The following is a 16278-nucleotide window of genomic DNA, read 5'->3' as shown; positions in this document are numbered from 1 at the left end:
ATAGTTATAACGCTATTATTTGAACTGACTGTAGCTTCTTACTCAAAATTGCTAGCTCTAAACTAAAATAAGCAGGAGCACATCATGACTAATACTACAAATCCTACAGACCAAACGCCTATAAACAATTCCACCCTGACATCATTTGACCACATCATCATTAATGCCAATCTTGCCACCTTTTCAGAGCAATACGGGTTTGATATTTATAGCGACAACCAAGAAAAAAGCACCCCTTACGGTCAGTTAGAAAACGCCGCTATCGGTATCAAAGACGGTAAAATTGCATGGATTGGCACGCATGAGCAAATAAAGCCGCACCTCACTCATTATAAAAGCGATCAAATCAAAGATGTTGATGGCAACTGGGTCACGCCTGGACTCATCGATTGTCATACCCATATCGTTTATGGCGGTAACCGCAGCAACGAGTTCGAAGCGCGATTGCAAGGTGCCAGTTATCAAGATATCGCGGCACAAGGTGGCGGCATTGTCTCAACCGTTAGCGCCACCCGCGCAGCGAATGAGGAAGAATTGTTTGCACAAAGTGAAAAACGTCTGCTCGCGCTCATCAAAGAAGGCGTGACCAGTGTCGAAATCAAATCTGGCTATGGACTGGATTTAGAAACTGAACGTAAAATGCTAAAAGTCGCCCGCGCGCTCGGTGATAAACACAACATTCATGTCAGCACCACTTATCTGGCCGCCCATGCGCTACCTCCGGAGTATAAAGACCGTGCCGATGACTATATTGAGCAAGTTTGTCAGTGGTTGCCAATCTTGCATAGCGAGGGTTTGGTCGATGCGGTCGATGGCTTCTGCGAAAACATCGCCTTTACTGCTGAGCAAATTAAGCGCGTCTTTGAAGTTGCTCGTTCGTTAGGCTTGCCAGTTAAGTTGCATTCTGAGCAGCTCTCAAACATAGGCGCTAGTGCTTTGGTAGCAGAATACCAAGGACTATCAAGCGACCATCTTGAGCACTTAGTAGAAGACGATATTAAAAAAATGGCCGCAAGCAACACGGTAGCGGTGCTACTGCCGGGTGCTTTTTATACGCTACGTGATACCAAACTGCCACCGATTGAAGCATTGCGTAAACACCAAGTTCCGATTGCCGTTTCAACAGATTGTAACCCCGGTACTTCCCCATTAACGTCGCTGTTATTAGCGATGAATATGGGCTGTACACTATTTTATTTAACCCCTGAAGAAGTGTTGGCAGGCGCAACGGTTCATGCGGCACAAGCGTTAGGTCTCGCCAAAAAAGGCAAAATAGAAGTGGGTTACGATGCTGATTTAGCATTATGGGATATCGCGCGCCCTGCTGACCTTGCTTATCAAATGGGGTTAAATCCTATTGCGGGTGTTATGGTTCAAGGTAAATGGCGTGAGACGGTATAGCGAATTTATATAAACATTTACCATTAAAAAAGCCCCAATGATTGATTGGGGCTTTTGATGGGAGCTGCTAAATTGCTATCACATATCAGTCTATTCGTTATTGACTAAAAATGAATAACTAAATTTTATTGTCGAAATTATAACTCTACTGCGGTCATATCTGGCACAGCGTCTATATCTTCGATTGAATTTTCAAATACAGTACCTGTTTCGGCATCGATATTTAGTTCAACAATTTGATCAGCCTTTAGTACTTTGACTTCGTAGTAGGTCTGATGATCAGCATAATCATTATCATTTTCGAATTCAATTTCTAAGACACGACCACTGGTTTGTTTTTCCGCAGTATTGATAGCATCCATAATCTTGATTTTTGCTTGCTGCTGAACTTCATAAATATCGACATCATCTTTATCTAAATTTTCGGTTTCAGACTTTACGACTTTGCCAGTTATAGCATCAACTTTGATTTCATAACCAGTGGTATTAGTACTGAATTCCAGCTCATAGACACCGCCATCACCCTCAGCATCGCTATCATCGTCATCAAACTCTGCGCTAATCAAAGTACCGGAAGCTTCTTTGCTCGCGGTAGTAATCGCCTGCTTTAGGCTAATTTTCGCTGCTTGAGCGGCACTCACTTCGTCAGAATGATTGGCAGCACTAACAGCTGTACTCACTACACCTGTGCTCAATGCTAAAGTTAAACAAGCGCCCAATGTAGTAAGTTGAAATTTTTTAATAATATTACTCATATCTCTTTATCCTTGTAGCTATTATGGAATTGCTTTTATGATACGGATATATAAGGATAAGCATGAGACAAAAAGGTAGCGTAATGTAGCACTAATGTACTGTAAAACATTGTCTAATAATTACCTTTTTTCTATGACTATCATACACTTAGGTAATGCTATTGCAGTAGAAATAAGGTATAATATTATTCCGTTTTTTATAATGTTACTTAACCTTTTTAGGTCATTTAAGCCTCTATGCTAAATACGTCCCACCTAACAGACTCACTATACGATAATACTTATCACTCTTTAACGGGCGTTGATTTTGACATTATTGCTGATTTTGATACTTCTAGTTTTGATACTGAGTCGGCCTTGGCTTTTGCAAGCTTACCGCTTATCATTCAAGAGCAAATGTTGCAGAGTAAACGAATTGTGTTAATAGCAAATAACCCTTCAATAGATACAGCGAGCTTAGAGGCGCTGTTGCAGCCGACAGATATGCTGGTTTTGTTTAACGACTTTATTCATGCTGATTTTTTTGCCCACCATCCTAGCGCTAAAGATCTACCAAAACTATTATTTTTTAGAAAAATCGGCGACAGTTTATTGCATTTTGGCATGCCACCGCGTAGTAATAATTTGACGGCGATGCTCGATATGGCAAAGCATGCACCACTTGGCATCTTGTTTGGGAATACTAACTACCAGTTTCCATTACCAGCTGACGACCCCAGCCCTAATGATGACCCGATAACAGCCAGCCGAGTACTAGAGATTCCAGAACTGCTAAATGATTTATTGCATAGCGATGAGCATTGTCGCGTGTTATCAGAGCAGCATAGCGTGGTGGCAGATTATCCTATTTTTACTGATATCCATTCATCTGCGCCGACCTCAGGGTTTCTGTTATATCGGCTATTATTAGCAGCGCGCTTACATGTGCAGCAGCGACAAAATGCTGCGACTCCGCTATCGATAGTCATGTTGGGCTTTAACAATGATGATAAAACAGCGCACTTTTGGGATGGGCATAATTGGGCGTTTGAGAGACAAGAGCTTGCGATGCCGCCTAATAGTGTCGAGATTATTCGTCAGTATTAATACATCAGCACTAATGAATCAGTGTTAATAAAACAGAGCCTCTACATCATTTGGATATACAGCACACTAAACATAAGGCGCATCCGGATGATGAGCCGCTCTAATCTCAACTTCACTTGGCTGTCGATTAATACTAATCGGTACTGTTTGCTCGTCTTGCCAGCGAATCAACTGCAACTGCGCAAACTCTGCTAACCATCCTGACATCGGCCAATGTTGCCATTTTTCATAAAAGCGATTGGCATTGATAACGATACTATCTAAATGATTAAGCGGCGGTCTATAGACACTATGCTGTTGATGGTAAATAACATCGTTAGTTAAGTAAAAATCGATATTCAACGCACGCGCCATAAAAGCAAAATCCGTATCTTCAGCGCCATAGCCGACATAATCCGTATCAAAGCCACCGATCCGCTCAAATTGACGGCGCATTATCGCAAAACAAAGGCTCCAAAACGCACCGTAATCTTGCGTCTGTTTAATAAACGTACCCTGATGTTGTAACTCAAAGTTATCCCGATAAGGGTTAAATACAGACAGCTTGTCTAAAAAATCGGCTGCTAATTTACCTTGTTGTAGCTGACTACCCTCATCGTCTGTTAAAGGACGCGTCAGATAACGCGGTTGACCCATTAATAAGGCTTTGGAATGTGCTTGGAGTTTATAATGTAGCTGCTCAATAAAGGTTGGGGCGACGATACAATCTACATCCAAGAAAGCCATGGCGTCATACGTGGCGCGCGCGGCTCCAAGGTTACGGTTACGACCAATATCAAATGATGCGCTACTTGCTAATCCATCCTCAGTCGCTGTAGTCGTTGCTATCTTAATAATATTTAAATCGTACTCTGCTAGACGTTCATGCTCAGCATCGTCATTAACGATAATAATTTCTGCTGGTTTGACACTACCCTGCGCCAAACTACTGAGTAGATTGTAGAGGTGTCGATTGCGTCCATAGCAGGTAGTAATTACACTCATGGGAATGGCGTCTTGCGCTTTGGTTATCGTTGTCATAGAAATATTTGCTCTTATTATCTTTCAGGTTTTATACCTAGCTGCGGCAATAGCCATTCCTCAAACCAGGTTTTAACAGAAACATAGTCAGCGACACTATCCATAAATTTTTGCGCTGGCGTATTAGCTTGGTTACCCGTCAAAGCAGTCTTATCAGTGTTGATTGATTCATTGATAATTGATTCGTTGTTAATTGACTTATTGTTAACTGATAAAAAAGACGGTATATCCTGACTACCCAAACTTGAAGTTTGAGCGATAAACTGCGGCCAACTTAAAGCACGGCCTTGCTCAATCAGAGCCTCTGCCATGACTTCTTGCTCACGATGCGGACGCTCATCTGGCAACACGACGAGCGGCGTCGCATAGTCATACGCTTGCGCAATACCGTTCAAACCACAAGCCATCAAAAGCAGATCACTATAGGCAATAAATGGGGTCACATCATCTACGTGAGCAGCAATATCGACATAATCACGTGCCTCATCATTAATAGGCCCAAGCGATATAATCAATGCGTTCGGTAATGCACGGCGTAGCTCTGGCAGCTTGGCATCAATAGCATCATGCCCACCATAGCCCTTGATGACAGTAACAATGTTGCCTTCGTTAGCATTGTCTTCAGCTGATTTATTGACAGCGTCTAAACGCGAGTAAAGTCGCTCATGAATAGTATTATCAGTAGTGAGCGTCATGAGCTTATTTGTAAAGGCGGTAAACGTTAACAGCTCATCCGTCTTATTGGGCATGAAATCAAGATATAGCGTTTTTTGGCGTACCCAGTCCGGCGTTGCTGGCGCTTCAAGCGCCTTTGGATAAGGGGCTAATAATCCCAGCGCGCCAGCAAAGGCATTCAAATGTGGCTCATCATCGCGCTCGCCTGCCAGCCTTACGTATAAGTAAGGCACGCTAGCTGTACGGCATAGCATGGCAACTTCGGCGCTGACATCAATAATCATCAGGTCAATCCGGCGCTGACGAATCTCATTGAGCAGCTGCCAACTGCGCGTCTGCACATGACGATTACCTACTGGCGAGTAATGCAAGCTACTCGGCTGCCAATATTTTCCAGCTCGTCCTGGCAGTACATCTTCTGGCAGCTGATCCTCAGCGCTTAAACGTACGATTTGCTCATCAGCTATCGCGCTAAAGCGATAACCATCATTAGGCAAACTGGTAAACACTGTTATCTGCGAGCGTAATGTAGGCGGCAGTAGAACAACCAATTTATCTGCTTGGCGGCAGTGACCTGAACCATGATGATGGGCATAATAGCCAATACGCATAAAAGATGTCCTAGAACTTACTTGTTGAGAAATGACAATTAAATAGCTGGTCAAGTCAGTCTGTTTTTTTGGAAAATTTTCAGTAGGCTGAGTTTTAATTAAGCCTTGAAGCTTTGCAAAAGCAAAATGCTGGGTTGAAAACCCAGCCTACATCTAGAATTTGAATCATAAGTATCATCTAGAAAGACAAGGCCTGAATCTGAGCACTATTACTATCACCACTTTCCAAAGCCTGCTCGTATAGCCGCAGATAACAATCAACCATCGTAGCAACGGAACAAAACTGCTCAGCACGCAGACGACATGCCGCGCGGGAAATATGTTTGATATCAGCAAAAGCTTGAATAAAAGCGTCTTTATCCATTTTAGGTACGATAATGCCAGTCGATGATGTGACAATCTCAGCGCTCGCACCAACATTAAAACCTATGACTGGCGTGCCGCAAGCCAAGCTCTCAGCCAATGTTAAGCCATAAGGCTCGTCCCATGTACTGGTAAATAGCATAGCAGTCACTTGGCTTAAGCGTTCGTTGATTTGATCTTTACTCAGATGGCCGACGTAATTGAATAAAGACCCATCGTTTTTATCTTCTTCTAGTAGCGGCGCAACATATTCGTCGAAATATTCCTCATTACTCTTAGGCCCTGCAATAATGAGGCGCTTGCCTGCCGCTTTGCAATACTCCATCGCTAGATGTGTGCCTTTTTCCACACAAATGCGCCCATACCAAAAGTAAACCTCATCTTCAATTGGGTTTGTATTGGCATCAAATGACTGTACATCAATACCGTTATAGACCACATGAGAAGGCACGAACTCAGCAAATAACTGCTGCTGATGACCACTAATCGCGGTGAACTGGGTTTGCGTGCCTTGACGTAGTGTCAATAATGCTAAGCGCAGCTGCGGAAAAATCGGCGTATGAAAGGTGGTAAAGAAGCGCGCACCAAACGCCTGACCCATCATCATCGGTATATGATGCAAGCTGTGATTGTGTACGACATCAATCATACCCTGCTCATCACGACTAATGATATCGCGCATGGCTTGCTGATAAACCAAATACTGATACAGCTCTTCGCGACTCATACCTACCGAATCATGCTCATTGTCATAGACCAACGCATCAAACTGCGTACGCGTCATAAAGGGCACGAGTGTCGCATTAGTCTGACTGTCTGCATGCGCATAGAGCAACACTTCATGTCCTTGAGCGACCAATTCATCACAGATAAGCTCGGTAATCATCTCAAGACCACCTGCGTATGGCTGAGCGATTGGATATAGAGAATGCGCAATAATGGCAATGCGCAATACAGGAGTATCTATTACTCTAGCATCACGGTAAGCAGTAATACTTGATATATCGACAGTAGGGCTAGATAGCATAACAAGTCCAATATGAATTGATTAAGTATAAATTAACTAAATATGAGTTGAATGACAGTTATTAGGTACAGATAAAAATTGTAGAGATTAAAATTAATGTTGTTAAAAATTAACAGCATTGTCGTCTTTAAATGAAGACGTCAAAGGTTTGTCTTTTGATTTAGCAATACTAATCATGTGCGGCTGAGACAAGTTTTTAGTAACGAAGCTTTTAGCACTGATAGCACTGAGGTTTTTAGTAATTAAGGTCTCAGCAGCTACCCTTTTATTTGCAACCTTATATTCTTCATAGCTATAATTATCCAGCATCACTTTGGCAGCCCATACTTTTAGAATACAAACCATCACAGCGCAGCCAAATAGTAGCGGTGAATATAACAGTGAAAATGGCGATACGATTATGGCTGTGGTTATATTTAACATTAGCAGTACTTTAGGCATCGCCATTAAATTGGCAACATAAACTGATTTTCGCGTACGTATCAACTCTTGCTTCGGCGTACAGATAAACGGCTTTTCTTGTCCCCATAGTACTGGCCACCATGATAAAGCGCCCAACTCCCAAAAATTCAGATGCACAGCCCAAGCCCGCAACCGACTACCCAAAATTGGCGCAGCTCCATTGCTAGTTTGCTGATTGAGCGGTGCACTATCCTGCATATATGCCCATAAGCGCCTACCCAAGAATATGGCATAGCTCGCATACACGATATACAACGGAGCGAGCAAAGCATGAATATTCAAACTGCTGCCAAACAACAAAGCACCCGTAATGATAAGTAGCGTCAATAGCTGCAATACGATAAAGATACCAGTAAAATTGACCCAAGCACTAAGCTGAGATAAGTGCGCACCCATATAAGCTAGACGCTCACTAAGTTTCTTTTTTGTGGTGGTTAAGTTTGTGACGAGTGAACTTGCGGCGAATAAACTTGTTGAAGGCAAGTTTGATGACGCTGAAAAGTAAGTATTAAGCACTTGCATATTGCCGTAGATCCAGCGTCGGCGCTGACTCATTAGGTCGTGTAAGGTAGTCGGCAGTAGACCTGTTGCGATAACCTCAGGAACGAACTGACTACGCAAGCCGCGACCATGCATCAGCACACCCATCTGCGCATCTTCGGTAATTGATGCGCCTGACCAACCGCCCAAATCTAGTAGAGCGCGACGGCGAATAACCGCATAAGTCCCTGTCGAGAGCGCGCGTTTACGGTTAAACGGACGGTATAAATGATGATTGAAATAATGATTTAACTCGCTATGAATATCGACTCGACCTGCGTCCCGATAAAACTGTGGAAATTGCAATAGCGCATGAGACGGATAGCGTTCGATGGCGTTTGCAATTGACAATCGCGCCTGCGGTAACGCCTGATAGTCACTGTCGACTACCACTATATGGCTGCAATTAGGATCCATGAGTCCTAACGCTAAATTAAGCGCGCCTGCTTTAAAACCTGCTACTGAATCGATATGATAAAAATGTACATTATGACGCGCATCAAGACTGGCGCAGAACTGTGCTAGTGGCTCGTATAAGGTCATTTGAGTATTATTATTATCAACGATTAAAATCTCATCGTCGTCTGCTTTGATAGCCAATAATGATTTAATTGTCTCAATGACTAGCGCTGCTGGCTCAGCACGAGTCATTAGCTGAAAACTTAAACGTATAGGCGTTTCTTTACTAACATAGGCATTCTTTGATACAGCTTTGTACGTCTGGCTGTCTGCTCTATTTAGAATGTTTTTATTGAGAAGAGTTTTGTTCAGGATATTTCTATTGAGATTTTTTTCTTCGAAGTTATTGCTACGATCGCTTCTGCCGTGACTCTCAGTTTGAGCTTTAGAATTCTTTAGATGATAAGCAGGTGAACTATCAGTCTTTGGTGAACTATGAATCTTTAATGTATTATTCTTGGTTAAACTCAAGCTATTTATGTTTTTTGTTTTATTATCTGTGACAACGTATTGGTTTGCATTTACGTCAGCTTCTTTCATACCATCTCTCCTTATGGCACCTTTTGCTATAGCACTCCTTTCTATAGCATTCTGTCTTATGGTTTCCTCACTTATAAATAATGACGTTTTTGTAGAATAATTTACTTTATTGATACTCATGTCTTGTCCCTGTGTTTACCCGTTAACTAAGAAGGAAATTAAAACGAAAAATAGAAACTTGTCGGTTTCTATAATCGTCATAATTTATCTATCAGCGAGAGGGTCAACCCATGTACTTATAGCTGCTTAATTGACACTCAGTTTGTATTAGTCTTAAATTTTATCTGAGTAATATTATTCAAAGTCTTATCGTTATTTGCCTGTATAAAAATCTATGATAGTTGAAAGAAATGATAGTCTTTACCTGTGAAATGTACATAATCACCCCGTAGTGTAACGCCACGTAATTATTGTAAAAACGCTGCTATATTAGTCGCTTAGCGTCCATATAACTCTATCTATCGTCTTTGATACATTAATCATATTGTTTGATAGCTAACGATAAATACTCGAAGATACACGTCATGTTAATAGCTATTTCTTTAATGCTATAAAGGTTGGTTAAGGTGATGCTTGTCTTATGTATAGATTGATTTCTATAGCTTTATTTTGCACAAAAAAATACCGCACCTATAAGATATAGATGCGGTATTTAAGAATGCTCTAGCACTGCTTTCAGACTGCTTTAAGAGAGCTGAGAACAAGCTACCTTACAGTCTTATTAGCTTATGTCACAAGCTAGCTTATGTCACAAGCTAGCTTACATCACAAGTTAGTTTAAAATACCATAAGCACATAATGCATCAGCCACTCGTTTGAAACCGACAATGTTGGCACCTGCTACATAGTCAATATAACCATTGTCAGTCTGATTGTACTTCTCTGACGCTTCAGCCGCGCAATCATGGATATTCTTCATTATAAGTTTTAGACGCTCATCAATTTGATCAAAACTTTTATATTGACGTACTGAATTTTGTGACATCTCAAGCGCAGATACTGCGACCCCTCCAGCATTTGCTGCCTTACCTGGCGCATAATGCACACGATGCAGACAGATATAATCAACTGCTTTGGCAGTCAGAGGCATATTAGCGCCTTCGACTACGTATTTTATGCCGTTTTCAACCATGAGTTTGGCATCATCTTCATCAACTTCGTTTTGAGTGGCTGAAGGGATAGCGATATCGCCCTTAAACTGCCATGGCTTTTGATCGGCAAACCACTCGCCACCATAGACATCGACATAGTCAGCTAACGGCTTACTTTGTTCTTTTTGCTTTTTAAGCCAGTCGATTTTTTCTTGATCGAGACCTGCTTCATCATATAAAGTACCTTTTGAATCAGACACCGTAATTGCAATGCCGCCGAGCATAAAGACCTTTTCAGCAGCATGTAGTGAGACGTTACCCGCCCCTGATATCAACACCCTCTTACCTTTGATATCTTCGTTCTGCGCGGCCAGCATATTCTCTAGGAAGTAAACTGCGCCATACCCTGTGGCCTCCGTACGCACCAAGCTACCACCAAAACCTACGCCTTTACCGGTTAACACACCGCCGTGCTCGTGAGTCAAGTTCTTGTACATGGCAAACATATAGCTGACTTCACGGCTGCCAACACCGATATCGCCTGCTGGTACGTCAACGTCTTTACCAACATAGTGATGCAATTCGCGCATAAAAGCATAGCAAAAACGACGAATATCATTATCAGTTTTGCCTTTAGGGTCAAAATCAGAACCCCCTTTACCGCCGCCCATAGGTAGACCGGTCAATGCGTTTTTGAAGATTTGCTCAAAGCCTAAAAACTTCAAAATAGATTGATTCACCGATGGATGAAAACGTACGCCACCTTTATAAGGTCCCAAAGCGTTGCTGAACTGAACACGCCAGCCGCGATTGACTTGAACTTCGCCTTTATCATTTTCCCAGTTAATACGAAAAGCAATAATACGATCAGGCTCTACTAGACGCTCGAATATTTTGAATTTTTGGTATTCAGGATGAGCATCATATAAAGGGGCAATGGTAAGCGCAACTTCTTTGACTGCTTGAACAAACTCAGGTTGATGTGCATAGCGCGCTTCAACTTTTTCGATGGCCTGACTGATACTCATAGATCTTCCTTAACTATAGAACGTGTGATGGTACTTGATTACATCTCTACAATACCGTACTCAGTAGACTACGGCATTGCAAGTACTGATGCAGGATTGGTTTTTTGCGTTCGGTACACAAAAGGCTAGCGGGATTAAAAACCGATAAGTTAAGCAACCGACAGGCGTCATGACATTTATATGTCTATTGCATATCACTTTGAGACTACTGAGTATGTACAGATGGGATCGGTATGACAAAGACAGTAATTGTGGTGCGCAGCTTATAGGGTCAAAACGGTTGGTTACTTGACATCTCCTATTTAATTTACCCTGCTACTGAAAAAAGTCAATCCCGTATTGCAATATAAATGCTACTAATTATGAACGGCTATGGTTATAGACGAATACATCCTAAGGCATCTCATTGATTCTTATCATATATTGGCCTGAATAAGCATATGAGCGGTATAAAAAGTAAAGCAAATGGCAAAAAACTTAACTTAAATTCGATAATTTCATATCATTATTAATAGTAAGGCATTATAATAATCCACATTGCTAGTAAGGTATTATAATCGTTTACCTGAATACATCCTTTGTTTAAATACAAAGTTATTTTTGAATATTATCAATGAATGGTTTGTGTCCATTTAACAATGAGAGATTGTGAGATATCTATGCGTACAGATTCGTTCCAACAAATACTAGAAGACCTTAATAGCTCATCAGCAGACGTCGAAGCCTCTGCTCTAATCTCAAACGATGGCTTAATGATAGCTTCAGCTTTGCCGACAGGCGTGGATGAAGACCGCGTTGGTGCTATGTCAGCAGCGTTATTATCGTTGGGTGACCGCGCAGGTCGTGAGTTGGCTCGTGGCAGTATTGACCGTATTATGATTCAAGGTGAAAAAGGCTATGTAATTATGACTTCATCGGGCGATGAAGCAGTCCTTACGATTATGGCCAAAACCAATGCCAAACTTGGGTTGATATTTTTGGACATTAAACGCGCCTCAGAAGCACTTGCCAAGCTGATCTAAGTAATAGATCTAGGTAATAAAAATCATTCTTGTCGTCTAGCATAGTCGATCCACAATAATATCGACGCCAAAAAACCAAAGCAAACCAAGAGCAAGCTATAGATTAATATGGCGAGCGAAGTTGAGACCGTAGCGGTTTTATGACTATAGACGACTGAAAATTTATAATGATAAATATAGGAGGTTATTATGGGCTCTCCCCTTCTCGATGCCGCGAAGCCTGATATGCCAGCTGAGAAAGTTGCACTGACTTATCATGACGGTACTTCACGCAGCGTTTATGACTCTGCGATTGAACGTCCCTATCCTGATGGCAAGCTAATCGTCTCGCGTACGGATTTGGACGGTATCATCACCCATGTGAATGATGCGTTCGTCGAAATAAGCGGCTATACGACAGACGAGCTGATCGGTCAGCAGCACTATATATTGCGTCACCCTGATATGCCCAATGCCGCTTATCAAGACTTATGGCAAACGGTGAAAGCAGGACAAAAATGGCATGGCTATGTCAAAAATTTATGCAAAGATGGCAGCCATTATTGGGTATATGCGACTGTCGTGCCTAATGTACGCCGTGGACAAACCGTCGGCTATACGTCCGTGCGCCGTAAGCCCTCGCGTAGCAAAATTGAAGCGGCGACTATGCAATATGCCGAAATGAAACAGAATGAGGAAGGTTAAATCATGAACGAGAAGATGTATAACCTATTAATCGCCCCTGATTTTTCACCTGATCGTTTTGCAGGTTGGCATATGTTTAACACCTTAATCCAAAAGCGTGCGGACATTCACTTGCATCTCAATACACCTACCTCTCATGCTGAACAAGAAGAGATGGTCGATGCCGGTGACATACATATTATCTATGCCAATCCTTTTGATGCTGCCGCTTTGATTCGTGAAAAAGGCTATCGCGCCATCGCACGCCCAATCGGTAAATCTGATGAAATGGTCATTGCAGCGGCCGCCAATAGTGACATTAATCACTTAGAAGATTTGACCAAAGGCGCAACCGTCGCCATGGCAGACAACCGCGATGTGAAGCTTATCGGTCTGCGCTTACTAGAAGCGGTAGACTTAGAAGAAGCAGATTTAAACTGGGAAGTGACCGAAACCTATCAAGCGGCGGCAAGGCAAGTCATTAAAGGTGACGCACAAGCTGCGTTCTTCTTAGCAGAAATCTTTCATAGCTTCTCACGTTTGACCAAAGCACAACTGTCAGTACTGATCGAAAGTGATTTGGCAGATATTAGCCATGTGCTACTGATTAAAGAGGATTTCGTTGAAGCGGATGCATTAAGTCAGGCGATATTGACCTTTCATGAAGATGATAGTGGTAAAGAGGCGCTTGCCGAACTTGGTATGCCGCAAGGCTTTGAGGCGATGAGCGAAGAAGATGGCGAGTTTATGTTGGATTTGATGGAAACCTTACTTGATTAAGTTTTAAAAGGTCGTTCCCTTATAAAATCATGTATCGTCTGTCGCGCTAAAACCTATAATATCCCTTATATTAAGGATACCGTCATGGCTGATTTATTTCCAACTGATGAGTTACTTTTACATAAAAGCGGCGAGATGACTGCACGTCGCACGTTTCGTTATTACTCTCGGAAGATTTTCGCCGCCCCCAATAACCGCTACTATCACGAACAGCGTATCAATGCCGCTTTGCTGCTTAATGAAAAAGAACCACTACAAGGAGCGGTCGCTGACTTTTTCTTTGGCTGTTGGTATGACATTCCTTACGATGTCAAAGATATCTTTGCTCGTATTCAAGGTCGCCTGCATCCGCAGATAGAGCACGCCTTTCATAACTGTATCAACAAGCTTGATTATATAAGGCACAGCAGTGAGTTTGCGACGCGCTGGAGCGTACTGGTAACGCCATCGTTGAACGTGCAAACCCATCGCCTACGTATCAGCAGTGATGATGCCAAAGAGATCGCTCGGAACATTACCAATGAGCTAATGAGCGCACGTGATGCGGCGGACTGGAATACGATTGAGCAAATTGAGCGTGAATTTTTTGCTCATTGCTTGGCTTGTAATGATCGCTTAGCCTTCTCTATCGTTTGGTTTCGCTTAGGTAAAAGCGACTGGCAATTTGATGAACACTGGAGTGATTGCCAACAGCAATTAGAACAAACGGGTTCAACTTCTACAAAAGAAATCTTAGGCTCTAAGCCAGTAAAAAACACGCTAAGCTTAGACAACGAGGCAAGCGCGTAGCTATTGCTGGTTTAACATTGCAACTGATTAACCCCTATTTTATTCCATCCTGTCGATAAGGTAACTTTTATGTCCACTTTTGATGATGCTGACAAAACCTATATTACCTTAACCCCTGCTGGCGTGTTTGAAGCATTTTCCCAAAGTGAACCAACCGCACAGCAGTTGGCATTACAGGCACTGTTGTCACATCGCGAGACGATGCTGGTCGCAGCATGGCTGGAGGAGTATTCAGAACGATGGTTAAATAACTTCGTTGAACAAGGTTTCATTGAAAAGCTATCTACCTTTTTGCCCGCTCCCCACTTACCACTTGATCAGTTTTTGCCGTATGTGGTGGCAAGCTTATCCGGCAAGCGCCGCGCTGCCATCGCCTCAGATGAAGGGTTTTGTTTGGCGCGCATTGGCTACAGCCAAGAAGAAGCCGACATGCTTAGCGTAGCGGCAGCGGACTTCTCTGGATTTATGTTACGTCAAAAACAGCGCGGCTGGGCAGTTGAAAGCCAAGCGATATCTTTCTTCCAACAAGTTGATTTATTGATTCCTGAGACCAGCTTTGTATTTTTGTGGATCGATGGTGGCGGCTATGCACTTATTATCGACGGTGAACCCTTGACCAATAATCGCGCCTTTGTTGAGCTAATCTGGGGCATCAAAACCTCTGGGCTACGATTTGATAACTAAAGCTCCATTATAAAAAAACGTCAATGCAAAATATAACTTCGTCAAGGCATGACTTCGTACTGAAACTCTCCGATATCAAGCAATCGTGCATCTAATATGTCCAAACTAAGTGCACGCTTACAACCCATTCACTTTAAAAGTCAGCCAGTGCTGCTGGAATGAATTTTTGCAGCCTCTGTCACGCTGGCGAACAGCACACAAGAAAAGCTTATGCTAGTAGCACGTCTTATAGAAGACTCCTTTTAATAGCAGACTTCAAAAAGCTAGCAACATCAGTAATGCTAGTAATATTAGTACCTTGCGAAATAACAATAACTCACCGAGCTATCAGGCATAATATTGTCCAGTTAATCTTAAATTAATTACACTCACCTCTTTATATAGGCTGTTACTCAGTCTTTCCCACCTTTTTATTATCCAACTCCTGATAGTGGCAACCTCTGCCAATCCTTGCACTCTTGCTCATTTTTTAGGACAGTTTATGACTTCGCTTACTACTGTGCGCGTGCGTTATCAAACGATTGAAATTGGCAATACCGATATTCACATTTGCACCTTACGCGACAACCAACAATTCAGTGACCCTGACGATGAGGCACTCAATTTAGGTATTTGCTCGGCATCTTGGCCGCTGTTTGGGGTGATATGGCCGTCAAGCTTGGTACTGGCTAACCATATGCTCGATTATAATATCGCGGGTAAGCGTATATTGGAGGTCGGCTGCGGGATGGCACTATCCAGCCTACTACTTAATCATCGGCATGCGGACATCACGGCGACGGACTATCATCCGACGGTCGAGTACTTCCTTGATCGCAATACCACGTTAAATAATAATAAAGAAATTAACTTTGAGCGCTTAGACTGGGCCGAAGACAACAGTCAACTTGGACGCTTTGATATGATCATCGGTAGCGACCTACTCTACGAAGATCAGCATATCGATATATTGGCCGCATTCATTGATCGCCATGCCAGCTCCAACTGTGAAGTCATCATCGTTGACCCCGGTCGCGGACGCAAAAACAAGCTGACGACAAAAATGATTGAATCAGGCTTTAGTAGTCAACACATAAAACCTGAAGATACTACTTATTTGGATCTACCGTTTAAGGGGCATATCTTGACGTTTTCTCGAAATAGTTAAGATTTTTGAGAGATTTTAAAAAATCTGACTTAAAACTATAATGGCAATTTATTAAATTTCTAACAAAAATGTTTCTGATTTGTAAGAAAAAATCCTACTAACCACTATGGTTTGTATTTTTGCCTTTAGAGTTTA

The 16278-nt window shown here is 42.4% G+C and carries 14 protein-coding genes; 8 read left to right on the top strand and 6 right to left on the bottom strand.

The window, feature by feature from the left end; all coding sequences use genetic code 11:
• The first annotated feature begins 84 nt into the window (after positions 1 to 84).
• Positions 85 to 1401 (top strand): imidazolonepropionase, encoded by a 1317-nt coding sequence (hutI, locus tag AAEY87_RS07630; RefSeq protein ID WP_502945458.1) that lies wholly within the window; start codon positions 85 to 87, stop codon positions 1399 to 1401.
• A gap of 137 nt (positions 1402 to 1538) precedes the next feature.
• Here hutI and AAEY87_RS07625 read toward each other — a convergent pair whose 3' ends face one another.
• Positions 1539 to 2156 (bottom strand): PepSY domain-containing protein, encoded by a 618-nt coding sequence (locus AAEY87_RS07625; protein ID WP_350656638.1) that lies wholly within the window; start codon positions 2154 to 2156, stop codon positions 1539 to 1541.
• A gap of 237 nt (positions 2157 to 2393) precedes the next feature.
• Between AAEY87_RS07625 and AAEY87_RS07620 the strand changes: the two genes are divergently transcribed.
• Positions 2394 to 3242, top strand: coding sequence for a hypothetical protein (locus tag AAEY87_RS07620; RefSeq protein WP_350656637.1), 849 nt, complete (start codon positions 2394 to 2396; stop codon positions 3240 to 3242).
• A gap of 66 nt (positions 3243 to 3308) precedes the next feature.
• Here AAEY87_RS07620 and AAEY87_RS07615 read toward each other — a convergent pair whose 3' ends face one another.
• The 5 genes from AAEY87_RS07615 to gdhA form a co-directional block, all read right to left on the bottom strand.
• A complete protein-coding gene (locus AAEY87_RS07615) occupies positions 3309 to 4262 on the bottom strand; it encodes a glycosyltransferase family 2 protein (RefSeq protein ID WP_350656636.1) in 954 nt (317 codons plus the stop codon).
• A 17-nt stretch (positions 4263 to 4279) separates the two neighbouring features.
• Positions 4280 to 5548: a hypothetical protein gene (locus AAEY87_RS07610; RefSeq protein ID WP_350656634.1), complete on the bottom strand. Its 1269-nt coding sequence runs from the start codon at positions 5546 to 5548 to the stop codon at positions 4280 to 4282.
• A 178-nt stretch (positions 5549 to 5726) separates the two neighbouring features.
• Complete coding sequence (locus AAEY87_RS07605; protein WP_350656633.1) at positions 5727 to 6938, bottom strand: glycosyltransferase; 1212 nt, start codon at positions 6936 to 6938, stop codon at positions 5727 to 5729.
• Between the two features lie 102 nt (positions 6939 to 7040).
• Complete coding sequence (locus AAEY87_RS07600; protein WP_350656631.1) at positions 7041 to 8939, bottom strand: glycosyltransferase family 2 protein; 1899 nt, start codon at positions 8937 to 8939, stop codon at positions 7041 to 7043.
• 772 nt (positions 8940 to 9711) lie between these two features.
• A complete protein-coding gene (gdhA, locus tag AAEY87_RS07595) occupies positions 9712 to 11058 on the bottom strand; it encodes an NADP-specific glutamate dehydrogenase (protein ID WP_350656630.1) in 1347 nt (448 codons plus the stop codon).
• A gap of 659 nt (positions 11059 to 11717) precedes the next feature.
• Here gdhA and AAEY87_RS07590 point away from each other — a divergent pair.
• The 6 genes from AAEY87_RS07590 (at position 11718) to AAEY87_RS07565 (ending at position 16143) form a co-directional block, all read left to right on the top strand.
• Positions 11718 to 12080 carry a roadblock/LC7 domain-containing protein gene (locus AAEY87_RS07590; RefSeq protein WP_068037029.1) on the top strand — a complete coding sequence of 121 codons (363 nt, stop codon included), beginning with the start codon at positions 11718 to 11720 and terminating at the stop codon, positions 12078 to 12080.
• A gap of 189 nt (positions 12081 to 12269) precedes the next feature.
• Positions 12270 to 12764 carry a PAS domain-containing protein gene (locus AAEY87_RS07585; RefSeq protein ID WP_068037032.1) on the top strand — a complete coding sequence of 165 codons (495 nt, stop codon included), beginning with the start codon at positions 12270 to 12272 and terminating at the stop codon, positions 12762 to 12764.
• 3 nt (positions 12765 to 12767) lie between these two features.
• Positions 12768 to 13523 carry a phosphate/phosphite/phosphonate ABC transporter substrate-binding protein gene (locus tag AAEY87_RS07580; protein ID WP_227514057.1) on the top strand — a complete coding sequence of 252 codons (756 nt, stop codon included), beginning with the start codon at positions 12768 to 12770 and terminating at the stop codon, positions 13521 to 13523.
• Positions 13524 to 13607: 84 nt separating this feature from the next.
• A complete protein-coding gene (locus AAEY87_RS07575; RefSeq protein WP_350656629.1) occupies positions 13608 to 14312 on the top strand; it encodes a hypothetical protein in 705 nt (234 codons plus the stop codon).
• A gap of 69 nt (positions 14313 to 14381) precedes the next feature.
• Entirely contained in the window at positions 14382 to 14996 is a 615-nt protein-coding gene (locus tag AAEY87_RS07570; protein ID WP_350656628.1) for a hypothetical protein, read from the top strand.
• Positions 14997 to 15477: 481 nt separating this feature from the next.
• Complete coding sequence (locus AAEY87_RS07565) at positions 15478 to 16143, top strand: class I SAM-dependent methyltransferase (protein WP_068328801.1); 666 nt, start codon at positions 15478 to 15480, stop codon at positions 16141 to 16143.
• Positions 16144 to 16278: the final 135 nt, after the last annotated feature.

The sequence above is a fragment of the Psychrobacter sp. S1-30-MNA-CIBAN-0213 genome, assembly GCF_040309845.1.
In the GTDB taxonomy this organism is placed as follows: domain Bacteria; phylum Pseudomonadota; class Gammaproteobacteria; order Pseudomonadales; family Moraxellaceae; genus Psychrobacter.
This window is presented reverse-complemented; position numbering and strand designations above follow the sequence as displayed.